Origin of the sequence: Limosilactobacillus difficilis (genome assembly GCF_947387495.1) — a bacterium.
Taxonomy (GTDB): Bacteria; Bacillota; Bacilli; order Lactobacillales; family Lactobacillaceae; genus Limosilactobacillus; species Limosilactobacillus difficilis.
Map to the genome: position 1 here is coordinate 14,485 of NZ_CANDNU010000013.1, position 21,327 is coordinate 35,811.

The 21,327-nt window shown below is 48.9% G+C and carries 17 protein-coding genes; all 17 read left to right on the plus strand.

Annotated features, from left to right (window positions below; all coding sequences use genetic code 11):
* The first annotated feature begins 14 nt into the window (after window positions 1-14).
* The 17 genes from coaBC to smc all read left to right on the plus strand — a co-directional run bounded on the left by coaBC (window position 15) and on the right by smc (window position 21,318).
* Window positions 15-1,229: a bifunctional phosphopantothenoylcysteine decarboxylase/phosphopantothenate--cysteine ligase CoaBC gene (gene coaBC, locus QOR82_RS04025; protein ID WP_283583485.1), complete on the plus strand. Its 1,215-nt coding sequence runs from the start codon at window positions 15-17 to the stop codon at window positions 1,227-1,229.
* Window positions 1,230-3,650, plus strand: a complete 2,421-nt coding sequence (priA, locus tag QOR82_RS04030; protein ID WP_283583486.1) for a primosomal protein N' — start codon at window positions 1,230-1,232, stop codon at window positions 3,648-3,650.
* 11 nt (window positions 3,651-3,661) lie between these two features.
* Window positions 3,662-4,618 (plus strand): methionyl-tRNA formyltransferase, encoded by a 957-nt coding sequence (gene fmt / locus QOR82_RS04035; RefSeq protein WP_283583487.1) that lies wholly within the window; start codon window positions 3,662-3,664, stop codon window positions 4,616-4,618.
* Window positions 4,605-5,951 (plus strand): 16S rRNA (cytosine(967)-C(5))-methyltransferase RsmB, encoded by a 1,347-nt coding sequence (gene rsmB / locus QOR82_RS04040; RefSeq protein WP_283583488.1) that lies wholly within the window; start codon window positions 4,605-4,607, stop codon window positions 5,949-5,951. Before fmt ends, rsmB begins: the two co-directional genes overlap by 14 nt.
* A 20-nt stretch (window positions 5,952-5,971) precedes the next feature.
* Window positions 5,972-6,712 (plus strand): Stp1/IreP family PP2C-type Ser/Thr phosphatase, encoded by a 741-nt coding sequence (locus QOR82_RS04045; RefSeq protein WP_283583489.1) that lies wholly within the window; start codon window positions 5,972-5,974, stop codon window positions 6,710-6,712.
* Between the two features lies 1 nt (window position 6,713).
* Window positions 6,714-8,618: a Stk1 family PASTA domain-containing Ser/Thr kinase gene (gene pknB, locus QOR82_RS04050; RefSeq protein WP_283583490.1), complete on the plus strand. Its 1,905-nt coding sequence runs from the start codon at window positions 6,714-6,716 to the stop codon at window positions 8,616-8,618.
* A gap of 9 nt (window positions 8,619-8,627) precedes the next feature.
* Complete coding sequence (gene rsgA / locus QOR82_RS04055; protein WP_283583491.1) at window positions 8,628-9,527, plus strand: ribosome small subunit-dependent GTPase A; 900 nt, start codon at window positions 8,628-8,630, stop codon at window positions 9,525-9,527.
* Window positions 9,527-10,180: a ribulose-phosphate 3-epimerase gene (gene rpe, locus QOR82_RS04060; protein WP_283583492.1), complete on the plus strand. Its 654-nt coding sequence runs from the start codon at window positions 9,527-9,529 to the stop codon at window positions 10,178-10,180. The genes rsgA and rpe overlap by 1 nt, the downstream gene beginning before the upstream one ends.
* 70 nt (window positions 10,181-10,250) lie before the next feature.
* On the plus strand, window positions 10,251-10,964 hold the full coding sequence (locus QOR82_RS04065) for a thiamine diphosphokinase (protein WP_283583493.1): 714 nt from the start codon (window positions 10,251-10,253) through the stop codon (window positions 10,962-10,964).
* A 123-nt stretch (window positions 10,965-11,087) separates the two neighbouring features.
* Complete coding sequence (gene rpmB, locus QOR82_RS04070; protein WP_283583494.1) at window positions 11,088-11,273, plus strand: 50S ribosomal protein L28; 186 nt, start codon at window positions 11,088-11,090, stop codon at window positions 11,271-11,273.
* Between the two features lie 118 nt (window positions 11,274-11,391).
* Entirely contained in the window at window positions 11,392-11,754 is a 363-nt protein-coding gene (locus QOR82_RS04075; RefSeq protein ID WP_283583495.1) for an Asp23/Gls24 family envelope stress response protein, read from the plus strand.
* A gap of 21 nt (window positions 11,755-11,775) precedes the next feature.
* Window positions 11,776-13,476, plus strand: a complete 1,701-nt coding sequence (locus QOR82_RS04080) for a DAK2 domain-containing protein (protein WP_283583496.1) — start codon at window positions 11,776-11,778, stop codon at window positions 13,474-13,476.
* 100 nt (window positions 13,477-13,576) lie between these two features.
* Window positions 13,577-15,613, plus strand: a complete 2,037-nt coding sequence (recG, locus tag QOR82_RS04085) for an ATP-dependent DNA helicase RecG (RefSeq protein ID WP_283583497.1) — start codon at window positions 13,577-13,579, stop codon at window positions 15,611-15,613.
* Window positions 15,614-15,628: 15 nt separating this feature from the next.
* On the plus strand, window positions 15,629-16,660 hold the full coding sequence (gene plsX, locus QOR82_RS04090; protein ID WP_283583498.1) for a phosphate acyltransferase PlsX: 1,032 nt from the start codon (window positions 15,629-15,631) through the stop codon (window positions 16,658-16,660).
* A 51-nt stretch (window positions 16,661-16,711) separates the two neighbouring features.
* A complete protein-coding gene (gene acpP / locus QOR82_RS04095; protein WP_283583499.1) occupies window positions 16,712-16,960 on the plus strand; it encodes an acyl carrier protein in 249 nt (82 codons plus the stop codon).
* 70 nt (window positions 16,961-17,030) lie between these two features.
* Window positions 17,031-17,726, plus strand: coding sequence for a ribonuclease III (gene rnc, locus QOR82_RS04100; RefSeq protein ID WP_283583511.1), 696 nt, complete (start codon window positions 17,031-17,033; stop codon window positions 17,724-17,726).
* Window positions 17,727-17,745: 19 nt separating this feature from the next.
* Entirely contained in the window at window positions 17,746-21,318 is a 3,573-nt protein-coding gene (gene smc, locus QOR82_RS04105; RefSeq protein ID WP_283583500.1) for a chromosome segregation protein SMC, read from the plus strand.
* The last annotated feature ends 9 nt before the right edge of the window (window positions 21,319-21,327 follow it).

The window sequence follows — 21,327 nt, forward strand, 5'->3', positions numbered from 1 at the left end:
CAGGGGGCATCGAAATGGCAAGGATTGCAGTTTATATAACGGGAAGCATTGCAGCTTATAAGGCTGTGGAAGTAGTACGAGCACTTCAGCACCGCGGTCACGATGTCCGGGTGATCGAAACAAAATCAGCCCAGCAGTTAGTTGGGGCGGCGACGTTAGCATCGCTTACTAAGCACCCAGTAATGACAGATCTATGGCAGCCATCCCGAAACGGCCAGGTTCCACACATCGAACTGGCTGACTGGACCCAACTTGCCGTCGTGGTGCCTGCTTCGGCGGATTTCATTGCCAAAATGGCCAATGGCTTGGCTGACGATCCGGCAAGCACGACTTTGCTAGCGACAGCAGCACCCAAAATGGTTTTCCCAGCGATGAATAACCATATGTTGGCTAATCCCAGCACCCAACGCAACCTGCGGCAACTCGTTGATGACGGAGTGGCAGTGATTGAACCAGCTGAGGGGCTATTGGCGGAAGGCTATTCAGGCAAGGGACGTTTGCCGGAAGTGCCCGCCGTAGTGGAACAAATTCAGGAAAAAGCAGAGCAGTTGCTCCATCATGGCGAATTGGCCGACACAAACTTCGTTATCACTGTTGGTGGGACTCAAGAACCGCTAGATCCGGTGCGCTTTATTGGCAATCGTTCGTCAGGTAAGATGGGGGTTGCTATTGCTCGTGCGGCACTATCATATGGTGCAAAAGTGACACTCATTGCTGGCAACGTCAGTGTTAGCCTTCCCAAAAGCGTTCATTGTCATTTAGTTCGGGTCCAAACGACAGAGGAAATGGCAAGGGCGGTTCAAAATAGTTTTGCGACTGCGGACGTCCTGATTATGGCAGCAGCCGTTGCTGATTTTAAACCCCGGCACAGCGCTTCTCATAAAGTGAAAAAGCAAAAGGGACGACAAGATTATCAGTTTGACTTAGTCCCGACCGAGGATATCTTGAAGATGGCCGGTAAGATGAAAAAACGGCAACTGGTGATTGGTTTTGCAGCCGAAACGGATGACTTATTGCAAAACGCCCAGCGCAAACTTGAACAAAAGAATGCTGACATGATTGTAGCAAACGATGTGTCAAAGGCTGGCATTGGTTTTGCTAGTGATGACAACCAGGTGACTATTTTGCAACGGGATGCGGATCCGCTGAATTGGCCGAAACAAAGCAAGCAGGCCGTTGCTAATCAGCTGATGGCCTTGATTATTAATAAGATTAAGGAAGGATGGTAAATGGCTAAAGTTGCACAAGTTGTTGTCGATGTGCCAACGATGCAGACGAACCACCCCTACAGTTATGAAATTCCGGTGAAGTGGGCACAAACCGTTCAAATTGGGATGCGGGTGGTGGTTCCTTTTGGGAAGGGCCACCGCCAAGTACAGGGGTTTATTGTGGCAATGGATCAACCAAGTCATTATGACGGGCAGCTTCGTCCACTGACTGCACTGATGGATCCAGAACCTGTCGTCAACCAAGAGATGCTGGCCCTCTCCAAATGGTTAGCTGATGATACCTATTCTTTTTGGATCAGTTGCCTGTATGCGATGCTGCCAGCAGCTCTTAAGGGAAAGAATAAGCGCTTGGTTAGGATCGTCGATGAGATTGGTGAACAGGATGCTGCAGAAATATTTCATAACCTTGACGAAATTGATTTTGCGACAATTGCTGATCAACCAGAGCTGGTTCAGCGGGTGACTAAGCTAAAAAAACAAAAGAAAGTTGTTTTTGACTACCAGGTTGAAGACCGAGCCCGCAAGAAATACGTGGCGGGGATTAAGCCGCTGCTTGATTTTGGCCGCTACGAGGATGAGCGGCAGGCAATTGCTAAAAACGCGCATGCCCAGAATCGGCTCCTGTCTTATCTCCAAAATTTAAATGGGCAACTCGTTGAACAAAAGGATGCGATTAAGGCTTCTGGCCTCTCCGCTGCCACTTTTCGCCTCGGCGAAAAGCGGGGCTGGCTCAAGAAGGTGCCGATCGAGGAATACCGACAACCGGGTGGGCCAATTCCGCAGCAGCTGACCAGGCCATTAAAGCTGAATCAAGAGCAGCGGGTGGCCTTTGGGGCAATCAGCCAGGCAATTCGTAGCGGTGGTCATTCGAAGCCCTTTTTGCTTGAAGGGGTTACCGGCAGTGGTAAAACTGAAGTCTATCTGCAGGCCATTGCGGCTGCTTTGGACATTCACAAAACGGCATTGATGCTCGTTCCCGAAATTTCATTGACGCCTCAGATGGTTCGCCAATTGCGAGGGCGTTTTGGTGCTAAGGTGGCGATTCTTCATAGTTCCCTCTCCCAGGGAGAGCGCTATGATGAGTGGCGCCGGATTATGAATGGTGCAGCCCAGGTCGTTGTTGGGGCGCGGTCAGCAATTTTTGCGCCCTTAAAGAACTTGGGCCTTATTATCATTGACGAGGAGCATGAACCGAACTATAAGCAGGAAGACAGTCCCCGTTATCAAGCGCGGCGGGTGGCTGAATGGCGAAGCCACTATAATCATGCGGTGCTGGTTCTCGGCTCGGCCACGCCAAGTTTGGAAAGCCGGAGTCGGGCCCACGTTGGTCTCTACCATCTATTGCGGATGAAGCAGCGGGTTAACCATCATCCCCTGCCGTCAACTGAGATCGTCGATATGCGGCCGGTTGTTTCAAGAGAAGGGGAGACCAATTTTTCGCCCCGCCTCTTGGCTTTGCTGGCGGATCGGCTCCAAAAAAGAGAACAAAGCATTCTCATGCTGAACCGGCGTGGCTTTTCTTCCTTTGTGATGTGTCGCCACTGCGGCTTTGTTTTGAAGTGTCCCAACTGTGATATTTCATTGACCTTACACATGGCTAGTCATACGATGCGTTGCCACTACTGTGGTCACGAAGAGCCCATTCCACAAGTCTGCCCCCAGTGCCACAGCCGTAAGATTCGCTACTACGGTACGGGAACTGAGAAGGTTGCAACAGAGCTGGCTCAGCTGTTGCCAGCTGCCCGGGTCATTCGCATGGATGTCGATACAACCCGGCGAAAGGGGATGCATGAGCGCCTTTTAAAAGAGTTCGGTGAACAAAAAGCTGATATTTTGCTGGGAACGCAGATGATCGCAAAGGGATTAGATTTTCCGAACGTGACCCTGGTAGGGGTGCTGAACGCTGATACCGGCCTGGATTTGCCGGACTTCCGTGCTAGTGAACACACCTTTGACCTTCTTGCCCAGGTGAGCGGCCGGGCAGGACGGGCGCAAAAACCTGGCCACGTTGTAATTCAAACCTTCAACCCGACCAACTACGCCATTACCTTGGCCCAGCAGCATAACTACGAAAAATTCTTCGCGACGGAGATGAATCTTCGCTACCGGGCTGGCTACCCGCCTTATTACTACGCGGTCAAACTGATGGCGAGTCACGCCGAGCAAAGTGTTGCACTGCGGGCCATTAACCAGATCGCTCAGCAGCTGCACACTAATCTAGCACCATCGACTGTGGTTCTGGGACCTTCGCCTCGACCAATTGCTCGGATGAAGCGGCGTTATTACTACCAAATTGTTATTAAGTATAAAAAAGACCCAATTCTGCATCAATTGTTAACCCAGATTTTAAACAACACCCAGCAGAAGGGTTTTCGGGATGTGCAAATTACTATTGATCCCGATCCACAATATTTCATGTAAGGAGAATGAGTATGACTTCAATCGTATTTATGGGGACCCCCCAGTTTGCGGTCCCGATTTTGGCTGCTTTAGTAAAAAATCCCAACTATGAGGTAAAAGCAGTGGTGACTCAACCAGATCGGCGGGTTGGCCGCAAACACCTCTTACGGCAATCACCGGTTAAAGAAGAGGCTGTCAAAGCTGGCATCGAAGTTTTGCAACCAGAAAAGATCAATCACAGCCAGGAGATGCAACGGGTGATTGACCTTGCTCCAGACTTGATCATTACGGCTGCCTTTGGCCAATTTTTGCCGAGTAAACTTTTAGCTGCTGCTCGGGTGGCTGCTATCAATGTTCACGGCTCACTGCTGCCAAAATATCGCGGTGGTGCCCCGATTCAGTATGCAATTATCAACGGCGAGCATGAAACTGGTGTGACGATCATGTACATGGTTAAAAAGATGGATGCCGGTGATATTCTTGCCCAGCAGGCCCTTCCCATTACTGAGGATGATGATGCCGGAACCATGTTTGACAAGCTGAGCATCCTTGGTCGTGACCTGTTACTGCAGACTCTGCCACGTCTGCTAGCAGGGCAAATTAAGCCAGTTAAGCAGGACCCAGCAAAGGTCACCTTTGCCCCGAACATCAGTAGTGAGCAGGAGCGGATCGACTATCATCTCACCGCTTCTGAAATTGACAATAAGGTGCGGGGACTGCGGCCCTTTCCAATCGGCAATATGATCATCGATGGGGTGCGAACGAAAGTCTATGACGTGACCCCGCTGGAACAGACGACCGATTTGCCGGCGGGCCAGGTCGTCGAAGCTGGCAAACACCGTTTAGTTTTAGCGGCTGGCCGGGGAACGACCTACCAGGTCAATGAACTTAAACCGGCGGGCAAGCAGAAGATGGCCATCACTCCCTACTTAAATGGTCACCAGAATCTAAAAGAAGGATTTCAGGCGGTAACTGATGACAAAAATTAAAGAAAGCCCGCGCTTTTTGGCGGTCGAGGTTTTGGACCGGGTGATTAGTCAGCAGGCCTATTCAAATCTGCAGCTGAATCAGGTTCTGCAAAGGGCCCATTTAAGTGTTGCGGATCGTCATCTGCTCACGAAAATTGTCTATGGGGTTTTGCAGCACCAGCTAACCCTTGATTACTGGCTTCAGGATTTTATTGGTCATAAGAGGCTGGCTTCCTGGGTTCGTGTCCTTTTGTGGTCGGCACTCTACCAGTATCGATATTTGGACCGGATTCCCGCTTATGCCGTGACTGATGAATCGATTCAAATTGCAAAATTGAAGGGCAATGCCGGGACCCGTCGACTAGTCACCGGAATTTTGCATGCTTTCTTACGGCAAGGCCCGAAAACGGTTGCTACCATTCAAGATCCAGTTGAACGTTTGTCGGTGGCCAGCAGTGTTCCACGCTGGCTGGTGGACAATTTGATTCAAGATTATGACAAGGAAACTGCCAGTCAAATGCTAACTGCATTCAATCAGCCTGCTCACATTTCAGTTCGGGTTAACATGGCACGGACGACGGTAAAGGGAGCAATTACATCTTTGAAAGAGGACGGGGTTACGGCTCATCCCAGCCCCTTAGCTGCTTTTGGCTTGGTCATCACTCAGGGACCATTGCTGCAAAGTCATGCCTTTCAAGATGGTTTGGTCACGATCCAAGACGAGAGTGCCCAGCTTGCGGTTGAGAGCATGAAGCTTTTGCCGGGGATGAAAGTCTTGGACGCCTGTGCAGCGCCAGGGGGTAAAACTACACAGATTGCAGAAAGACTGCAAGCGTCAAAAGGCGGTGTGGTGACGGCACTGGATCTACACCAAAATAAAATTAACTTGATCCGAACAAATGCCCAGCGGCTCGGCGTGGCTGACCGGGTAGTTGCCCGTCAAATGGATAGCCGGCAGGTGGGAACGCATTTTGCCGACGAGAGTTTTGATGCTATCTTGGTTGATGCACCGTGCAGCGGGATCGGTCTCCTACGGCGTAAACCAGAAATCCGTTACGCCAAAACTTTGGCTGACAGCCGCCATCTCCACCAAATTCAGCTGGCAATTCTGAATGCTGTTGCTTCAAAGCTGAAAAAGGGCGGTATAATGACATATAGTACCTGTACGCTGTTGAAGCGAGAAAATGAGGGAACGGTTGAGGCCTTTTTAGAGACTCATCCGGATTTTCAACTGATCAAAACTCGTTCGGTGCGGGGAGTGAAAGACGACCGAGCAGCTGCAACATTGACAATTTTGCCAAGCGATGAGGGGACCGATGGTTTCTTTATCAGCAGTTTGCGTCGGATCCGCTAGAAGGGAAATTTCGGGAGACAATGAAAACTGCTTTCCAGACTAACATTGGCCGTCAACGGTCGCAGAATCAAGACCGGGTGGCTAAATTTATAAGTGAACAAGGCCCACAGTTAGCAGTTGTTGCTGATGGTATTGGTGGCAACCAACGTGGCGACTTGGCGGCGGAGATGACGATTAAAAGCCTTGGTCGTGATTTTATCAAAAACCCGCCGAGCAATGACGATGAAGCAACGTCATGGCTTGCCGCACAGGTACAATCAATTAACAATCAAGTTTTAAAAAAATCAAAACAAAAAAGTTCATATCAGGGAATGGGCACCACCCTCGTGGCGGCTATCTTTTATGATCATTCGATGGTTGTCGCTAACATTGGTGACAGTCGAGGTTATATCATGCATGATGGTTTGTTGACTCAAATTACCATCGACCATTCCCTCGTCAATGAATTAGTTAAAAATGGTGATTTGACAGAGCAAGAAGCTGCTCGTTCGCCGCAAAAAAACATTATTACCCGGGCAATTGGAATTTCGACCAAGGCCGAAGCCGATGTCAACTGTTTTCCTTTTAACGAAGGTGACCAGCTTTTGCTGTGCACGGATGGCCTCAGCAACTTGGTAGATAATAACCAGTTGACCAAGGTTTTAAACTCTAGCAAGCCGCTTGATAAAAAGTGCAGTCAACTAGTTAAGATGGCGAATAAAGCTGGCGGTCCTGACAATATCACCGTATTAATTAGTCAGAAAGACCAGGAGAGGTTATAAAATGAAGCCTGGATATAAGCTTAGTAACCGGTACAAAATTATCCGGCCACTTGGTGAAGGCGGAATGGCAAATGTTTACCTTGCCCGGGATCTTGTCCTTGATCGGAATGTGTCTGTGAAACTCTTGCGGGTTGACCTTCGCGACGATCCGAAGACCCGTCATCGATTTGAACGGGAAGCAATGGCAACCACTCAGCTGAGTGATCCGCATATTGTAGGCGTCTATGACGTTGGCATCGATCAGGGAATGCAATACATGGTAATGGAATATGTTGATGGAATGGACCTCAAAGCGTACATTAACCAGTATTTCCCGATTCCACTTCCTCAAGTGATTGACATCATGGAGCAGGTGCTTTCAGCGGTAGAAGTTGCCCACAACCATGGTATTATTCACCGTGATTTGAAGCCGCAAAACATCTTAATCGATGACAACAAAAATATTAAGATCACTGATTTTGGCATTGCAACAGCAACGTCAGAAAATTCTTTAACACAAACCAATACGTTACTGGGATCAGTTCATTACTTATCGCCAGAGCAAGCCCGTGGTAGCATGGCGACATCGCTTTCCGACATTTATTCTTTAGGGATCATTCTCTATGAGTTGTTGACGGGTAAGGTGCCTTTTGAAGGGGAGAATGCCGTTTCCATTGCGTTGAAACATTCTCGTGACAATGTTCCATCGGTGCGTTCTCAATTTCCGTCGATTCCTCAGCCGTTGGAAAATGTGGTGCTCCACGCAACGGCTAAACGCCCTGAGGATCGTTATCAGTCCGCTAAGGCAATGGCTGATGATCTCAGGACATCACTCGATCCAGCCCGCAAAAATGAACCGGTCTTTTGTCTGCATCACGAAGATGATGGAGAAACTAAGGTTTTGGACATGCGAAAATTGCGAGAAAAGCACCAGCAAGCCCATAATGATGATGAGCAGGAAGAGTCACAGACCAAGAAGGGTTCTTGGTGGCATCATTATCAAAAAGCTATTTTAGGTGGTATCGCAGCTTTGGTCGTCTTGATCGGCGGGGGAACAGTTTGGTACAACAACCAACAGATCGCTTTTCCCAATGTCAATGGGATGACTGAGCATGCGGCCCGTAAGCGTTTGGCTAAGGATCATATCAAGGTTGGTACTGTCAAAACCGCCTTTAGTCGTGATGTGGCGGCGAATCATGTCATCCGTACCAACCATCCGGATGGCCATGTAAAACGCAATCAGGCAGTGAACCTCGTTATTAGTAGTGGTGTTAAATCCTTTAAAATGCCAAGCTACGTTGGTCAGCCGGTTGAGACGGCTAGCCAGAGTCTTGAGTCAAAAGGATTTACCGTCCATGTTAAAAAGGAATATTCTGATAGCGTCGACCAAGGAGCCGTTATTTCGCAAAATTACAGTAAAGATGCAGTGATTTCACCCCAAAAACATCAGGTGACCCTGACTGTCAGCGCAGGCAAGAAACAGATCACGATTCCCGATTTTCGCAACCGTGATGTCCGCGATGTACAGGATTTTGCCAACAAATATGGCTTGCAGCTGACAACGACGGAAAAGCACTCTAAAACGATGGCTACCAACCACGTCGTCGATCAGCGACCAAAAGCAGGCTCTAAGCTCGTTTCGGGTGATACTTTAACCGTCGGTGTGGCCTCATCTGGCGCCCAAACGAAAACAACTACTATCCAGATCAATATTCCTTTTGATGGGAATGAAGGAAAACGGGAGAATCGGGTGCAAGTCTACATTGCGGATGCCAATCACAACCTGACGATGGAATATCAGGACATTACGATTAATCAGGAAACAACGATTAACGTGCCGTTTACTCTCAAGAAAGGGCAGATGGGTTCGTACCGGGTTATTCGAAATGGGCGAACGATTATGAGTGCAACCAACATTACCGGCTAGGAGGACTATGTGAAAGGATTAATTCAACAATCACTGAGTGGGTTTTATGATATTTTGAGCGGTAACCAGATTTATCGAACCCGGGCACGTGGCAATTTTCGTGCCCGTAAGATTAAACCGATTGTCGGCGACCGGGTTGAGTTTAGTAGTGAAGACCTTCAACATGGCTACCTACTGAAAGTTCTCCCACGCGTCAATGAACTAAAACGGCCACCTGTTGCAAACGTTGATATGGCTGTCGTTGTTACGGCGGCAGTGCAACCGACGATGTCTACCAACTTGTTGGATCGGCAGCTGGTCGCTTTGGAAAAACAAGGAATTCGACCATGCCTATTTTTTTCCAAGACTGATTTAACGACGGACGAGCAGTGGCAGGCACTGCAGGAGGTGGTTCGGGGATATTCCCGGGCCGGTTACCAAATCTTTTGTGATCGAGATCCTTTCGCTAAGGAACAATTAGCGCGGCTGCAGGCACAGCTAGATGGCCACATTGTCACAATGATGGGGCAGACCGGGGCCGGCAAGTCGACACTCTTAAATCACCTGGCACCGCAGTTACAGTTAGCGACGGGAGAGATTTCGACAGCGTTAAAACGGGGCCGCCACACGACCCGCAAGGTTAGCTTGTTGCAGGTGGGTCAGGCCCTTATCGCTGACACACCCGGCTTTTCCTCTTATGAAGACTTGTCTATCACAAAAGAGGAATTGCCCCAATTATTTCCGGAAATGGCCAAGCTGGCGCCACAATGTCGTTTTCGCGGCTGCCTGCATCTCAAGGAACCAGGTTGCGCAGTGAAAGCAGCCGTCAGTGATGGTATAATTATGAAGTCGCGTTATGACAACTATCTCCAGTTTCAGGACTTAGTTGCCAGTCGCAAACCAATTTATGAGAAACGGAGAGATCATTAATGATTAAAGTCGCACCATCAATTTTGAGTGCAGATTACATGAACTTGCAGCGTGATATCGAAAAGGTTGAAAAAGCCGGGGCTGAATACGTCCATGTTGACGTAATGGACGGGACTTTTGTACCAAACATTTCTTACGGCCCGGGTTTTGCCAAGGCCGTTAACGACGTGACCAACATGGTTGTTGATGTCCACTTGATGGTGCAAAATCCTGAGCATCTGATTCCAATGTTTGCTGATGCTGGTTCTGACATTCTCGGAATTCAAGTTGAAGCAACCAAGCACATTCACCGGGCAATGCAACTGATCCGCAACCACGGGATGAAACCAGAAGTTGTTTTAAATCCAGGGACACCCGTTTGCATGGTCGAACCGGTCTTGCACATGGTTGATCAGGTTCTGGTCATGACTGTTAACCCCGGTTTTGGTGGGCAAAAGTTCTTGCCAGAAACGGTTTCAAAGATTGCTCAACTGAATGACATCAAGAAGCAAAAGGGTTACCATTACGATATCGAAGTTGATGGCGGTATCAACGACAAGACGGTTGTTGACTGCTATAAGGCTGGCGCAACGGTAGCGGTTGCCGGTTCTTATGTCTTTGGCTCGGACGACCCGGTTGCACGCTTAAACGCTATCAAAAACGCAACGAAGTAATCAAAGAGATTGATTTAATTGCCCCCGGTACGCTTCATGGTGCTGGGGACTTTTTGTCGGGAGGTCGCAGATGGAAAGTCAAGGACAAAAACTTCACAAAGCAGCGGTCGTAAATTTGATGGTCGGGGGCCCCGAAGGACTGATCCCCTGGGATTTAGTACTTGCTCACCGTCAGGAGCCGTGGGTGGCTGTTGATAAAGGAGCGGTTCGCCTAGTGAAGATGGGGATGGTGCCTGCTTACGCATTGGGTGACTTTGATTCCAGCACCAAGGCTGAGGAACGGGCGGTAGTTGAGGCGGTCGGGCGCGTTCGAACCTTTCCGCCTGAACCCAAAGATTATACCGATACCCAGCTTGGCCTGAAAACGGTTCTTGACCATTACGACTTTCAACAGGTTAATTTGTGGGGGGCTACCGGGGGCCGCATCGATCATTTCCTCAACAACCTGTTTTTGCCGCTCGTGGCACCTTTTGATCAGCTATTGAGTCGGTTGCAGATTGTCGATCGTGGCAACGTGGTCCGTTATTACACTCCTGGCAAGTACAGCATCAAAAAGCTGCCAGCGATGAAGTATTTGGCCTTCGTCAATTTGACTCCCGTGCATGATCTAACCCTCATCGATGAAAAATATACTCGCTTGGTTCAGCACTGGGACAGTCAGGTTCCGGTTGCTTGGGCCAGCAATGAGTTTGTGGGGGAGGTTAACCACTTCTCTTTAGGTGATGGAATCGTCGCGGTAGTTCAGTCTCGGGACGTGCCCGGCGACCATTCCGGTCAGCCCTAAATTAGCTGTCAAGCAAAAATACTTGAAACTAATTGTTGCAATTATGAAGGGGCTATGGTAAATTATTTAAGTGAGTTAAAGCGCAAATGCGTGGCGAAAAATGAAAGCAGAGGAGGGGAAACCATGGCTAAGGATTACTTCACTGGTAAGCATACCCGGTTCGGCAACAAGCGTTCACACGCTTTGAACGCCAACCGGCGGAGCTGGAAACCAAACTTGCAAAAGGTTACCATCTTGGTAAACGGTAAGCCAAAGAAGGTTTACGTTTCTGCACGTACCCTGAAGTCAGGCAAGGTTACCCGTGCTTAGTTCGGGTTTATAACTTAGACCGTTCGCAGCTTTGGCGGACGGTTTTTTATTTTTAGCGGGTGCTATGTTAAAATAACAGCAACTGATTGCGCAATCATGAAATAAGGAGGCCGTTACGATGGCGGTAAAGATTAAGACGCACGCTGGAACAATTGATATTGCCAACGATGTCATTTCAACAGTTGTTGGCGGCGCTGCAACGGATAATTACGGTGTCGTTGGGATGGCGAGCCGCAATCCCGTTCGGGACGGTTTTAACCAAATCCTGCGCCGTGAAAACTACAGTAAGGGAGTTGTCGTTCGTCAGTTAGATAACGGCATTTCAGTGGATGTCAACATTATTGTCAGCTACGGAACTAAAATTTCCGAAGTTTGCAAAAGTGTTCAACAGAAGGTAAAGTACAACCTTGAATCAATGCTCGGAATTTCAGCTAGTTCTGTAAATGTGCTGGTCCAAGGTGTCAAGGTTGTTAGTGATTAGTTTTCGCGGGAGGCATTTGAATTGGCAGTAAAGGAAATAACCAACCTGGAATTTGGGAAGATGGTGCAGGCGGCATCAGCAAAACTCAATCAACAGGCGAAGTTTATCAACTCGTTAAACGTCTTTCCCGTGCCAGACGGAGATACCGGCACCAATATGTCGATGTCAATGTCCAGTGGCGCAAAATACGAACGTGATGAAACGAGCAGCGCAGTCGGCGACTTAGCGGCCGCTTTGGCGAAGGGACTGCTGATGGGAGCACGTGGCAATTCCGGTGTTATCCTTTCACAGATTTTTCGCGGTTTTGCCAAGGACGTTAAAGGTAAACAGACGTTAACGAGTGCCGAATTCGTACATGCATACGCTGCCGGTGCCCAAACGGCATATAAGGCCGTGATGAAGCCGACAGAAGGGACGATTTTAACGGTTGTCCGTGAATCAGCCCAAGCGGGCCTGAACGATATTAAGGAGCACCCGGGAACGGATGTTGAAGCTGAATTAAAAATCATTTTGGATGCGGCCGAGAAAGCACTTAAGTCCACCCCTGATTTGTTAGCCGTTTTAAAAGAAGTCGGCGTCGTTGACTCCGGGGGCCAAGGTCTGGTCTTCGTCCTGCAGGGCTTTTATGATGCACTGATGGGGAAGCAAATTGATGACTCGTCAATGCCGGATAATGCCCAGATTGACGAGATGATCAATGCCAAGCATCACCAGAGCGCTCAGGGCAAGTTAAATCCAGATGACATCAAGTATGGTTACTGCACGCAAATAATGGTGCGCCTTGGTCGAGGCAAACAGGTTGACCGTAAGTTTGATTACGATACCTTCTACAACTATCTGGCGAAGCTCGGGGACAGCCTACTGGTCATTAATGATGATGAAGTGGTGAAGGTTCACGTTCACACGGAGCACCCTGGCAAGGTTTTGTCATGGGGACAAGAATTTGGTGACCTGCAAACCGTTAAGGTTGATAATATGCGTTGGCAGCAGGAACAGATCATGGAGCACGACGAGGAAGAGAGCACGCCGGTTAAAGAGGTTGCTGCAAAGGCTCAAAAAGAAGCTCCGACCACAGCGGTTATTGCTGTTTGTGCTGGTGATGGGGTTGCCAAACTCTTTAAGAGCATGGGTGTGACTCACGTGATCAATGGCGGTCAGACAATGAATCCGTCGATTCAAGACATTGCTGACGCTATTAACAAGAGCGGCGCTAAGCAGGCCTTGGTTTTGCCAAATAATGGCAATATCTTTATGGCGGCGGATCAAGCTGCTGAAGTCGCCGAGATTCCGACAAAAGTTGTTCACTCTAAGTCGATTTCGCAGGGATTGACCGCGCTCCTGGATTACAACCAAGAGAGTGATTTGCAAAAGAATCATGATGCGATGGAAGCTAACTGTGCTAACGTCAAGAGTGGTGAAGTGACTGTGGCGGTTCGTGATACGACGATTCATGGTCGGACTATCAAGAAGGACGATTATATGGGGATCGTTGATGGCGAGATCACCAATACCGACCCAGACTTGACCACTGCAGCGGTTAAGATGGTTCAGGGGATGCTGGACGAAGACAGTGAAGTGGTCACCATCATTTATGGGGCGGATGGCAGTGAAGATCAAGCAAAAAAGATTCAGGATGCCGTTTTGGGCTTCGATGATGAATTGGATGTTCAGATTTATGAAGGCGACCAACCAGTTTACCCTTACTTGATCTCAGTTGAATAGCAATTTTTGAATTTGATTGACTTAACTTGAATGGGGCTCCAATGTCTGGTCTGTGCCAGGCTTTGGAGCCTATTAATGTAGTTGCTGGGAAGGTGAAGCGATGAAGAGTTTACAAGATCCTGTCACCAAATTGAAAGGCGTCGGGCCTAAAATGGCAGCTAATCTCGCAACCCTGGACATTCAGACGGTGGGCGATCTGTTAACATACTACCCAGCCCGTTATGATGATTTTGCTCCGACTGATTTGACAACGGCCAAAGACAAGCAAAAGGTAACGGTGGCAGGCACAGTGATGTCTGAGCCGATTTTGTCTCGCTTCGGTTACCGGCGCAACCGCTTGAGTTTTCGGGTGCTGGTCGACCGCAATGTCGTGATGGTGTCATTTTTCAACCAGCCCTACCTAAAAAAACAGGTGGCACTTAACGATGAGGTGACCATCCTCGGTAAATGGGAGGCGGCTCGCCAGCAGATTTTGGGAACGAAGCTAGTGACGAAAGCCGCTGAGGGCAATGATGAATTAGGAGCGATTTACCCTGCTAATAAACATGTTCGCCAAAGTGCCTTGCGGAAGCTAGTTAAAGTGGCTTTTCAGCAGTACCAGGACGTGATTGCTACCCTTTTGCCGATCAAATTGCGCCGGCGCTATCAGTTGATGGAGCGGCGCGACATGATTCGTGAATTGCATTTTCCCCATGACACTAGTACTTTAAAGGCAGCGCGACGGACGGGAACGTATGAGGAATTTTTCCTCTTTCAGTTACGCCTCCAGGCAACAAAATTAGCTAACGAACAAGTTGCGGGTAATCGCATCCTGTATCATAACGACGAATTAAAGGCTTTTATCAAAACGATTTCCTTTGAACTGACCAAAGCACAAAAACGAGTTGTCAACGAGATCTGCCGTGACCTCCGCCGTCCTTTTGAAATGAATCGGCTTCTTCAGGGGGACGTCGGGTCTGGCAAAACGATCGTGGCAGCAATTGCTATTTACGCTACAATTAACGCGGGCTACCAGGCAGCACTGATGGCGCCTACGGAAATTTTGGCGGCTCAACATGCGGCCAAGTTAGCCAAGATCTTTACTGGCACTCCGGTGTATATCGGGTTGCTGACGGGCTCGCTTAAACCAAAACAGCATCGACAATTGGCTGCTGGGATCAAAGATGGTTCGATTAATTTGATTATCGGTACCCATGCCTTGATTTCGGATTCGATTGAGTATGCTAACCTTGGTCTTGCAGTGATTGATGAGCAACACCGTTTTGGGGTTCACCAACGTCAGCTTCTGCGGGAAAAGGGTAACCGGCCAGATGTATTGGCAATGACCGCCACTCCGATCCCACGGACCCTGGCGATTACGACTTATGGTGAAATGGACGTATCTGTAATTGACCAGTTACCAGCCGGCCGCAAGCCGATCATTACGAGGTGGCTGCGCAATAATCAGGAGCCAACTGCTTTGCAATTTTTGGAAGAACAATTGGCTGCCGGTGCGCAGGCTTACGTGGTGAGCCCCTTGATTGAAGAGTCAGAATCGCTGGATGTTAAAAATGCTGAAAAACTGCACGAGAAACTTGCTAAATATTTTGCCAAGCAGTACACTGTTGGACTATTACACGGACGACTCGATGATGATGAGAAACAACGGGTGATGAAGCAGTTTCAAGATGGGGATATTCAAGTGCTGGTGGCAACGACGGTGATTGAAGTTGGGGTCGACAACCCGAATGCCACCATTATGATGATCTACGATGCAGATCGCTTTGGCTTGGCCCAGTTACATCAATTGCGGGGCCGGGTTGGCCGTGGTGATCGGCAAAGCTACTGTATCTTAATTGCTGATCCCAAGAATGATGAGGGTGCCGAACGGATGAGTACGATGGTCGCCACCACTGATGGCTTTGAAGTTGCCCAACGGGATCTTGAACTGCGTGGTTCCGGCAATGTTTTGGGCAACAAACAATCGGGAATTCCGGATTTTAAGATTGGTGATCCGGTCGGCGATTTGAAGATCTTGCAGTTGGCACGAGCGGATGCGGAAGATCTTCTGCGGACGCCCGGCTGGGATCAGCGTGATGAAAATCAACCACTGGTGCTGTATTTACGACGGCATCAGCTCGAAACGCATTTCGATTAACGAAGGAGGAAGACTATGAAAATTGCTGTTGATGCAATGGGTGGCGATAACGCACCCGAGGCGATCATTGAGGGGGTTGAAAAGGCCCGAGATCAATATTCTGATATCGAATTTGACCTCTATGGGGACCCGGCAAGAGTACAACCTTTGATCAAGGACTCGACGCGTCTTAAAGTGATTAAGACAACCCAAGAGATTTTGATGGGTGAAGAACCGGTGAAGGCAATTCGTCATAAGAAAGACTCATCGATTGTCCGAGCAGCGCAAGCTGTCAAGGATGGAGAGGCGGATGCTTTCTTTTCGGCTGGTAATACCGGAGCTGTTTTGGCGGCGGGAATTTTTATTGTTGGCCGGATTAAAGGGATCAGTCGCCCAGGTTTGACCAGTGTCTTGCCAGTTGCCAACCCTGACGCGACCAGCAAGCAAATGGTTTATTTGGATTCTGGGGCAAATGCCGAGAGTAAGGAGAAAAACTTAGTTGACTTTGCTTATCTGGGTCGTTTTTATGCTGAACGGATGTTTAACGTCAAGAACCCCCGGATTGGGCTTTTGAATAATGGTGCGGAAGAAGATAAGGGAGACACTCTCCACAAGGCTGTCTGGCAGGACCTGCATAACGAAGCCGATTTGAACTTTGTCGGTAACGTTGAGAGTGGCGATCTCTTGAACGGCAAAGTGGATGTATTGGTCAGTGATGGCTGGACGGCTAACGCAGCGCTCAAGGCTACTGAAGGCACGGCCAAGGTGCTGATGAACCTAATTCGTCATGGTATTGAAAATGGTGGTCTCCGTGCTAAGTTAGCCTACCTTTTGTTGCGCCCGGTTTTGCATCAGATTGGTCACTCAATGAACTCTTCCACCTATGGGGGTGCGGTCCTGCTGGGCCTGAAAGCCCCGGTTGTCAAAACTCACGGTGCCTCTGATGCTGTTGCAGTGGCTAGTACGATTGGCCAAATTCACCGGATGATTGAAACGAAGATGATTGAACAGACGGTGGAGTTTTTCGGTCAACAAAAGCAGTTAAAAACCGTAGACAATCCAAGATAAAACTAATAAAATAGGCATTGTATTGTTTAATCAAATGTGAGGTTCAATAAAATGGAAAAAAAGGAAATTTTCGATAAGGTCTCATCCATTGTGGCCGATCATTTCGATGTTGATCGGGCAAAAATTACTGAAGATTTGAACTTACGAACTGATTTGAACGCCGATTCAATTGACTTCGTCGAGTTTATGTTGGAATTGGAAGACACCTTTGGCCAACAAATTGAAGATGAGGAAGCTGAAAAGCTTAGCACCATCGGCGAAGTGGTTGATTACATTGCCGCTCACCAGAACGAGAACTAATAGCAGATGGACCACGGCTGATTTTACCCGTGGTCCTTTTTCGGCAAGGGAGGTATTTCGATTGGATGATATCACTGCACTTTCACACTATTTAGCTGATGAATTCGGGATTCAGTTTAATAACCGGGATTTATTGGCAGAGGCCTTTACCCAGGCTTCCTACGTCAACGAACACCCTCATCAAGGTTTGAAATTTTACGAGCGGATTGAATTTTTAGGGGATGCGGTGTTGCAATTATTTGTTTCCGAGTACATCTACCAGCGTTACCCACAGCTTCCCCAGGGAAAATTGACCCGTTTACGGGCAGCGATGGTGTGTGAGGACAGTTTTTCAAAGTTTGCCAAGGAATGTCACTTTGATCAATATATCCGTCTTGGCAAAGGCGAAGAAAAGGCCGGAGCTCGCAAACGTCCAGGACTGCTTTGTGACATTTTTGAGTCCTTTATCGGGGCCCTTTACCTTGATCAGGGCCGAGATGCAGTTGAAAAATTCATTCACCGAGTTATTTTCCCGAAGTTGGACATGGGGTGGTTTGACCACGCAGTTGACTCCAAGACCAGTTTGCAGGAATTTCTGCAACGACATGGCGACGTCGACATCGAATATCATTTGCTAGCGGAGCGTGGCTCAGAAAATAAGCCAGTCTTTAAAGTCAATGTTACTGCGAACGGCCAGGAAATCGGTGAGGGCCAAGGAAGCTCAAAAAAGCATGCCGAAATGGCTGCAGCCAAGGCAGCGTTGGATCGTCTACGTCAAAAAAATTAGGGGCGAATTTTAGTTAATTATGCAATTATTGTCGTTAGAGCTGAACGGTTTTAAATCATTTGCGGACAAAACCACTATCAAATTCGAGCCAGGGATCACTGGTATTGTCGGCCCCAACGGCAGTGGGAAAAGCAACCTCATCGAGGCAATCCGCTGGGTTCTAGGGGAGCAGTCGGCAAAAAATCTGCGTGGTGACAAGATGGCGGACGTGATTTTCAGCGGCTCCGCCGATCGCAAACCTCTCAATCGGGCAATGGTATCGGTTAAGTTTGATAATACTGACCACTACTTGCAGACTGATTATTCCGAGGTGGAAGTGACGCGTAAACTGTACCGCAATGGTGACAGCGAATACCTAATCAACGGTTCGCCGGTGCGTCTACGAGACATCAATGATCTCTTTATCGATTCTGGACTTGGCCGGGAGTCATTTTCGGTAATCTCTCAAGGGCGGATTGCTGCTATTTTTAACGGTAAGCCGACGGATCGGCGGCAGATTATTGAAAGCGTGGCCGGGGTCGCCAAATATAAGCATAACAAGACCACGGCACAGAAACGCTTGGCCGAGACCGACGAAAACCTAAACCGGGTTAATGATATTGTGGCTGAGCTCAAGGAGCAGCTCGACCCTCTCGAAGAGGCAGCTGGAATTGCGCAGGATTATCTCGAGCAAAAAGAGCAGTTTGATCTCTATGACCGGACGCAAACGGTCCGTCAGATTGATCATCAGCAGGCAGGACTTAACAAACTGGGCACCCAACTGAGTCGAGTTAAAGCCCAGGATCAAGATTACAAGGAGAAGATTGCTACTTCTGCAGAGAAATTAAAGCAGCTTCAGGCTCAACAACGCCGCTGGTCCCAGCAAAAAGACCGCTTTGCCAGTCAGATTTTGAATGCAACTCAGATGATTGCCAAGCTTAACAACCAACAGTCGTTAGCTCAAATTCATCACGAAGAACGTCAAAAGCGCTATAGTCAACTTCAAGAACAGCTGCAACAACTAAGGAAGCAGGGTCAAGAGGTGGCGGCACAAATTGACCAGCGGCAGACCAGCCTTCACCAACAGCAAGCGGCTATTAAGGAGCACCGTGCCACTTTAGAGGACTTGCGTTCGCAAGGCTCCGCTTCACAGGTCGACCAGGTTAAGGCGAAGATCGAGCAGCTGCGCAATCAGCAAATTGACCTGATGCAACAATCGGCTGAAGTGCACAACAAAATTTTATTTGCGAAACAAAGTCACGACCGTTCGTCTCGACAGGCGTCCGCCAATAACACTCAGCTGCAGGCTAGCCGGCAACGTCAGGCGTTGTTGCAGCAGCACAGTCAGGAAATTGAACAAACTGTCAAGGCTGAAAGTCAACAACTGGCAACTAAGCAGCAAGAGCTAACAAAACGGCAGCAACAATTGCAGCAGCTTCAGCAAAACTATGAAGAATCTCAACGACACTGGTATCAGCTCCTCGGGGAAGTCAATGCAGCTGAGAAACGGATTAAGACTTATCAATCAATGCGGGCCGATTATGCTGGTTATTATTATGGGGTTGCGGCAGTGCTGAAAGAGCGCCGGACATTTCCTAATCTACTAGGCTCCGTGAGCGAGTTGATCACGGTGCCTGCCAAGTTGACGACCGCTGTCGAAACAGCACTTGGCAGTCAGCTACAACAATTGGTTGTCCGTGATCAGCAAACCGCCAAGGATATTATTCATTTCCTTGTGCTGCACCGGGCCGGTCGGGCAACCTTGCTTCCACTGGACACTTTGAGCCGTCACCGGACATATCAGCCTGGTGCAATCAGTCAGCTGCCCGGCTTTATCGGTATGGCTAGTCAGTTGATTGATTATTCCCCAGAGATTAAAGTAGTAATCGATCATCTGCTGGCGACGACCGTGATTGCTGACAACCTCGATCATGCGGCAAGCATTGGTCGGGCAGCTCATCACCAGGCTCGAGTAGTTACTTTGGACGGTCAAGTCATCAACGCTAGTGGATCAATGACCGGGGGAGCGAATCGGCAACGACGGGTCGGTCTCTTATCGCAAAAACGGCAGGCAGCAGAGCTGAATCAGGCTCTCGCCCAGACACGTCAACAGGCTGAGCAAGCCGAAAAAGCTGTGAAGAAACTGGATGATCAGCGGCAAACACTTCAGCTGCAGGTCAGTCAATTAGGAGATCAGATTGTCGCTTTGCAAAAGCGGTACAATGATGGACAGACCAACCTGAAAGTAACTGCCAATCAGTTAAAGGCCCTGAAGCGTCAGCTTAATGCGATGCAATACGAAAGTGCCAATCAGGAAGAGGACCACAGCCAGTATCTGCAAGAACAAAAGAGAATGAAGAAACAGCTAGCGGCTATTGAAGCACAGCTGGAAGGAGTCAAGAAACAGGTTGCTGGCGAACAGCAGCATCAAGAAGAATTGAATGCTAGTCTGTCGCATAATGGGGACCAGATTCATCAGCAGGAACAATGGCTGGCAGTGGCACGTGAGCGAGCGGCCCAATCACAGCGTGATCTGAAGGCCTTACAGTCGTCACTGGCCCAAAACCAGCTGGCCTGCCAAAAGAATCAAGAAGAGCAGACGCAGTTACAGGATGCAGATCGTTCTAATGACGATGATCAGGAAACTTCCGCGGCCAGTCTTGCGCATTGCCAAAAAGAACTTCAGGCAGCGCGGCAAAATCAACAGGCAAACGATGCGCGTTTAGAACAAATTGCCAGCCAAATTGATAGAGCTAATCAGAGTTTGAGTCGCTTGCGAGCTTTGCAAAGTGCAAGTAGCGATGATTTGAGTCGCTTGAACGGCCAACACGCTAAGCTAGCAGCGCTTATTGATAATGGACTTAACCGACTCAGCGATCATTACCAAATGACGCTTGCCGAAGCTCGGACCAAGATTTCCGATGCTGACGACCAGACCGTCGCCACGAAATTGAAATTATTGCGGCGCGGGCTCAGTGAATTAGGTACGGTTAATGTTGGGGCAATTGATCAGTACCATCAAGTCAAAGAACGGTACGACTTTTTGACCAGCCAGCGGCAGGATTTGCTGAACGCCAAGGATCAATTGCAGCAAACGATGAACAACATTGATTCCCAGGTCAAGGATCGTTTCCTTGCGACTTTCCAACAAGTTTCAGTGGCTTTTGCCCAAACCTTTACCGATATTTTTGCCGGCGGTCGGGCTAAGCTGGTTCTGACAGAACCGAACGACTTGCTGGAGACGGGGGTGGACATTGTCGCCCAGCCGCCAGGCAAACGTAACCAACAGTTATCATTGCTGTCCGGTGGTGAGCAAGCATTGACGGCGATCGCCCTGCTCTTTGCTATTTTGAAAGTGCGGCCGGTACCGTTTGCGATTTTGGACGAACCCGAGGCGGCCCTGGATGCGGTCAATGTTGATCGTTTTGCCCACTACTTGGAACGTTTCGGAAATGAGGGCCCTCAGTTCATTGTCATTACGCACCGGAAAGGTACGATGATGAATGCCGATGTTTTATACGGGGTTACGATGCAAGAATCCGGTGTTTCCAAAATGGTTTCCGTTGACGTTGCCGACGCCCTTTCCGCTGCAGAAACCAACGACGCCGAGTAAGGAAGGAAT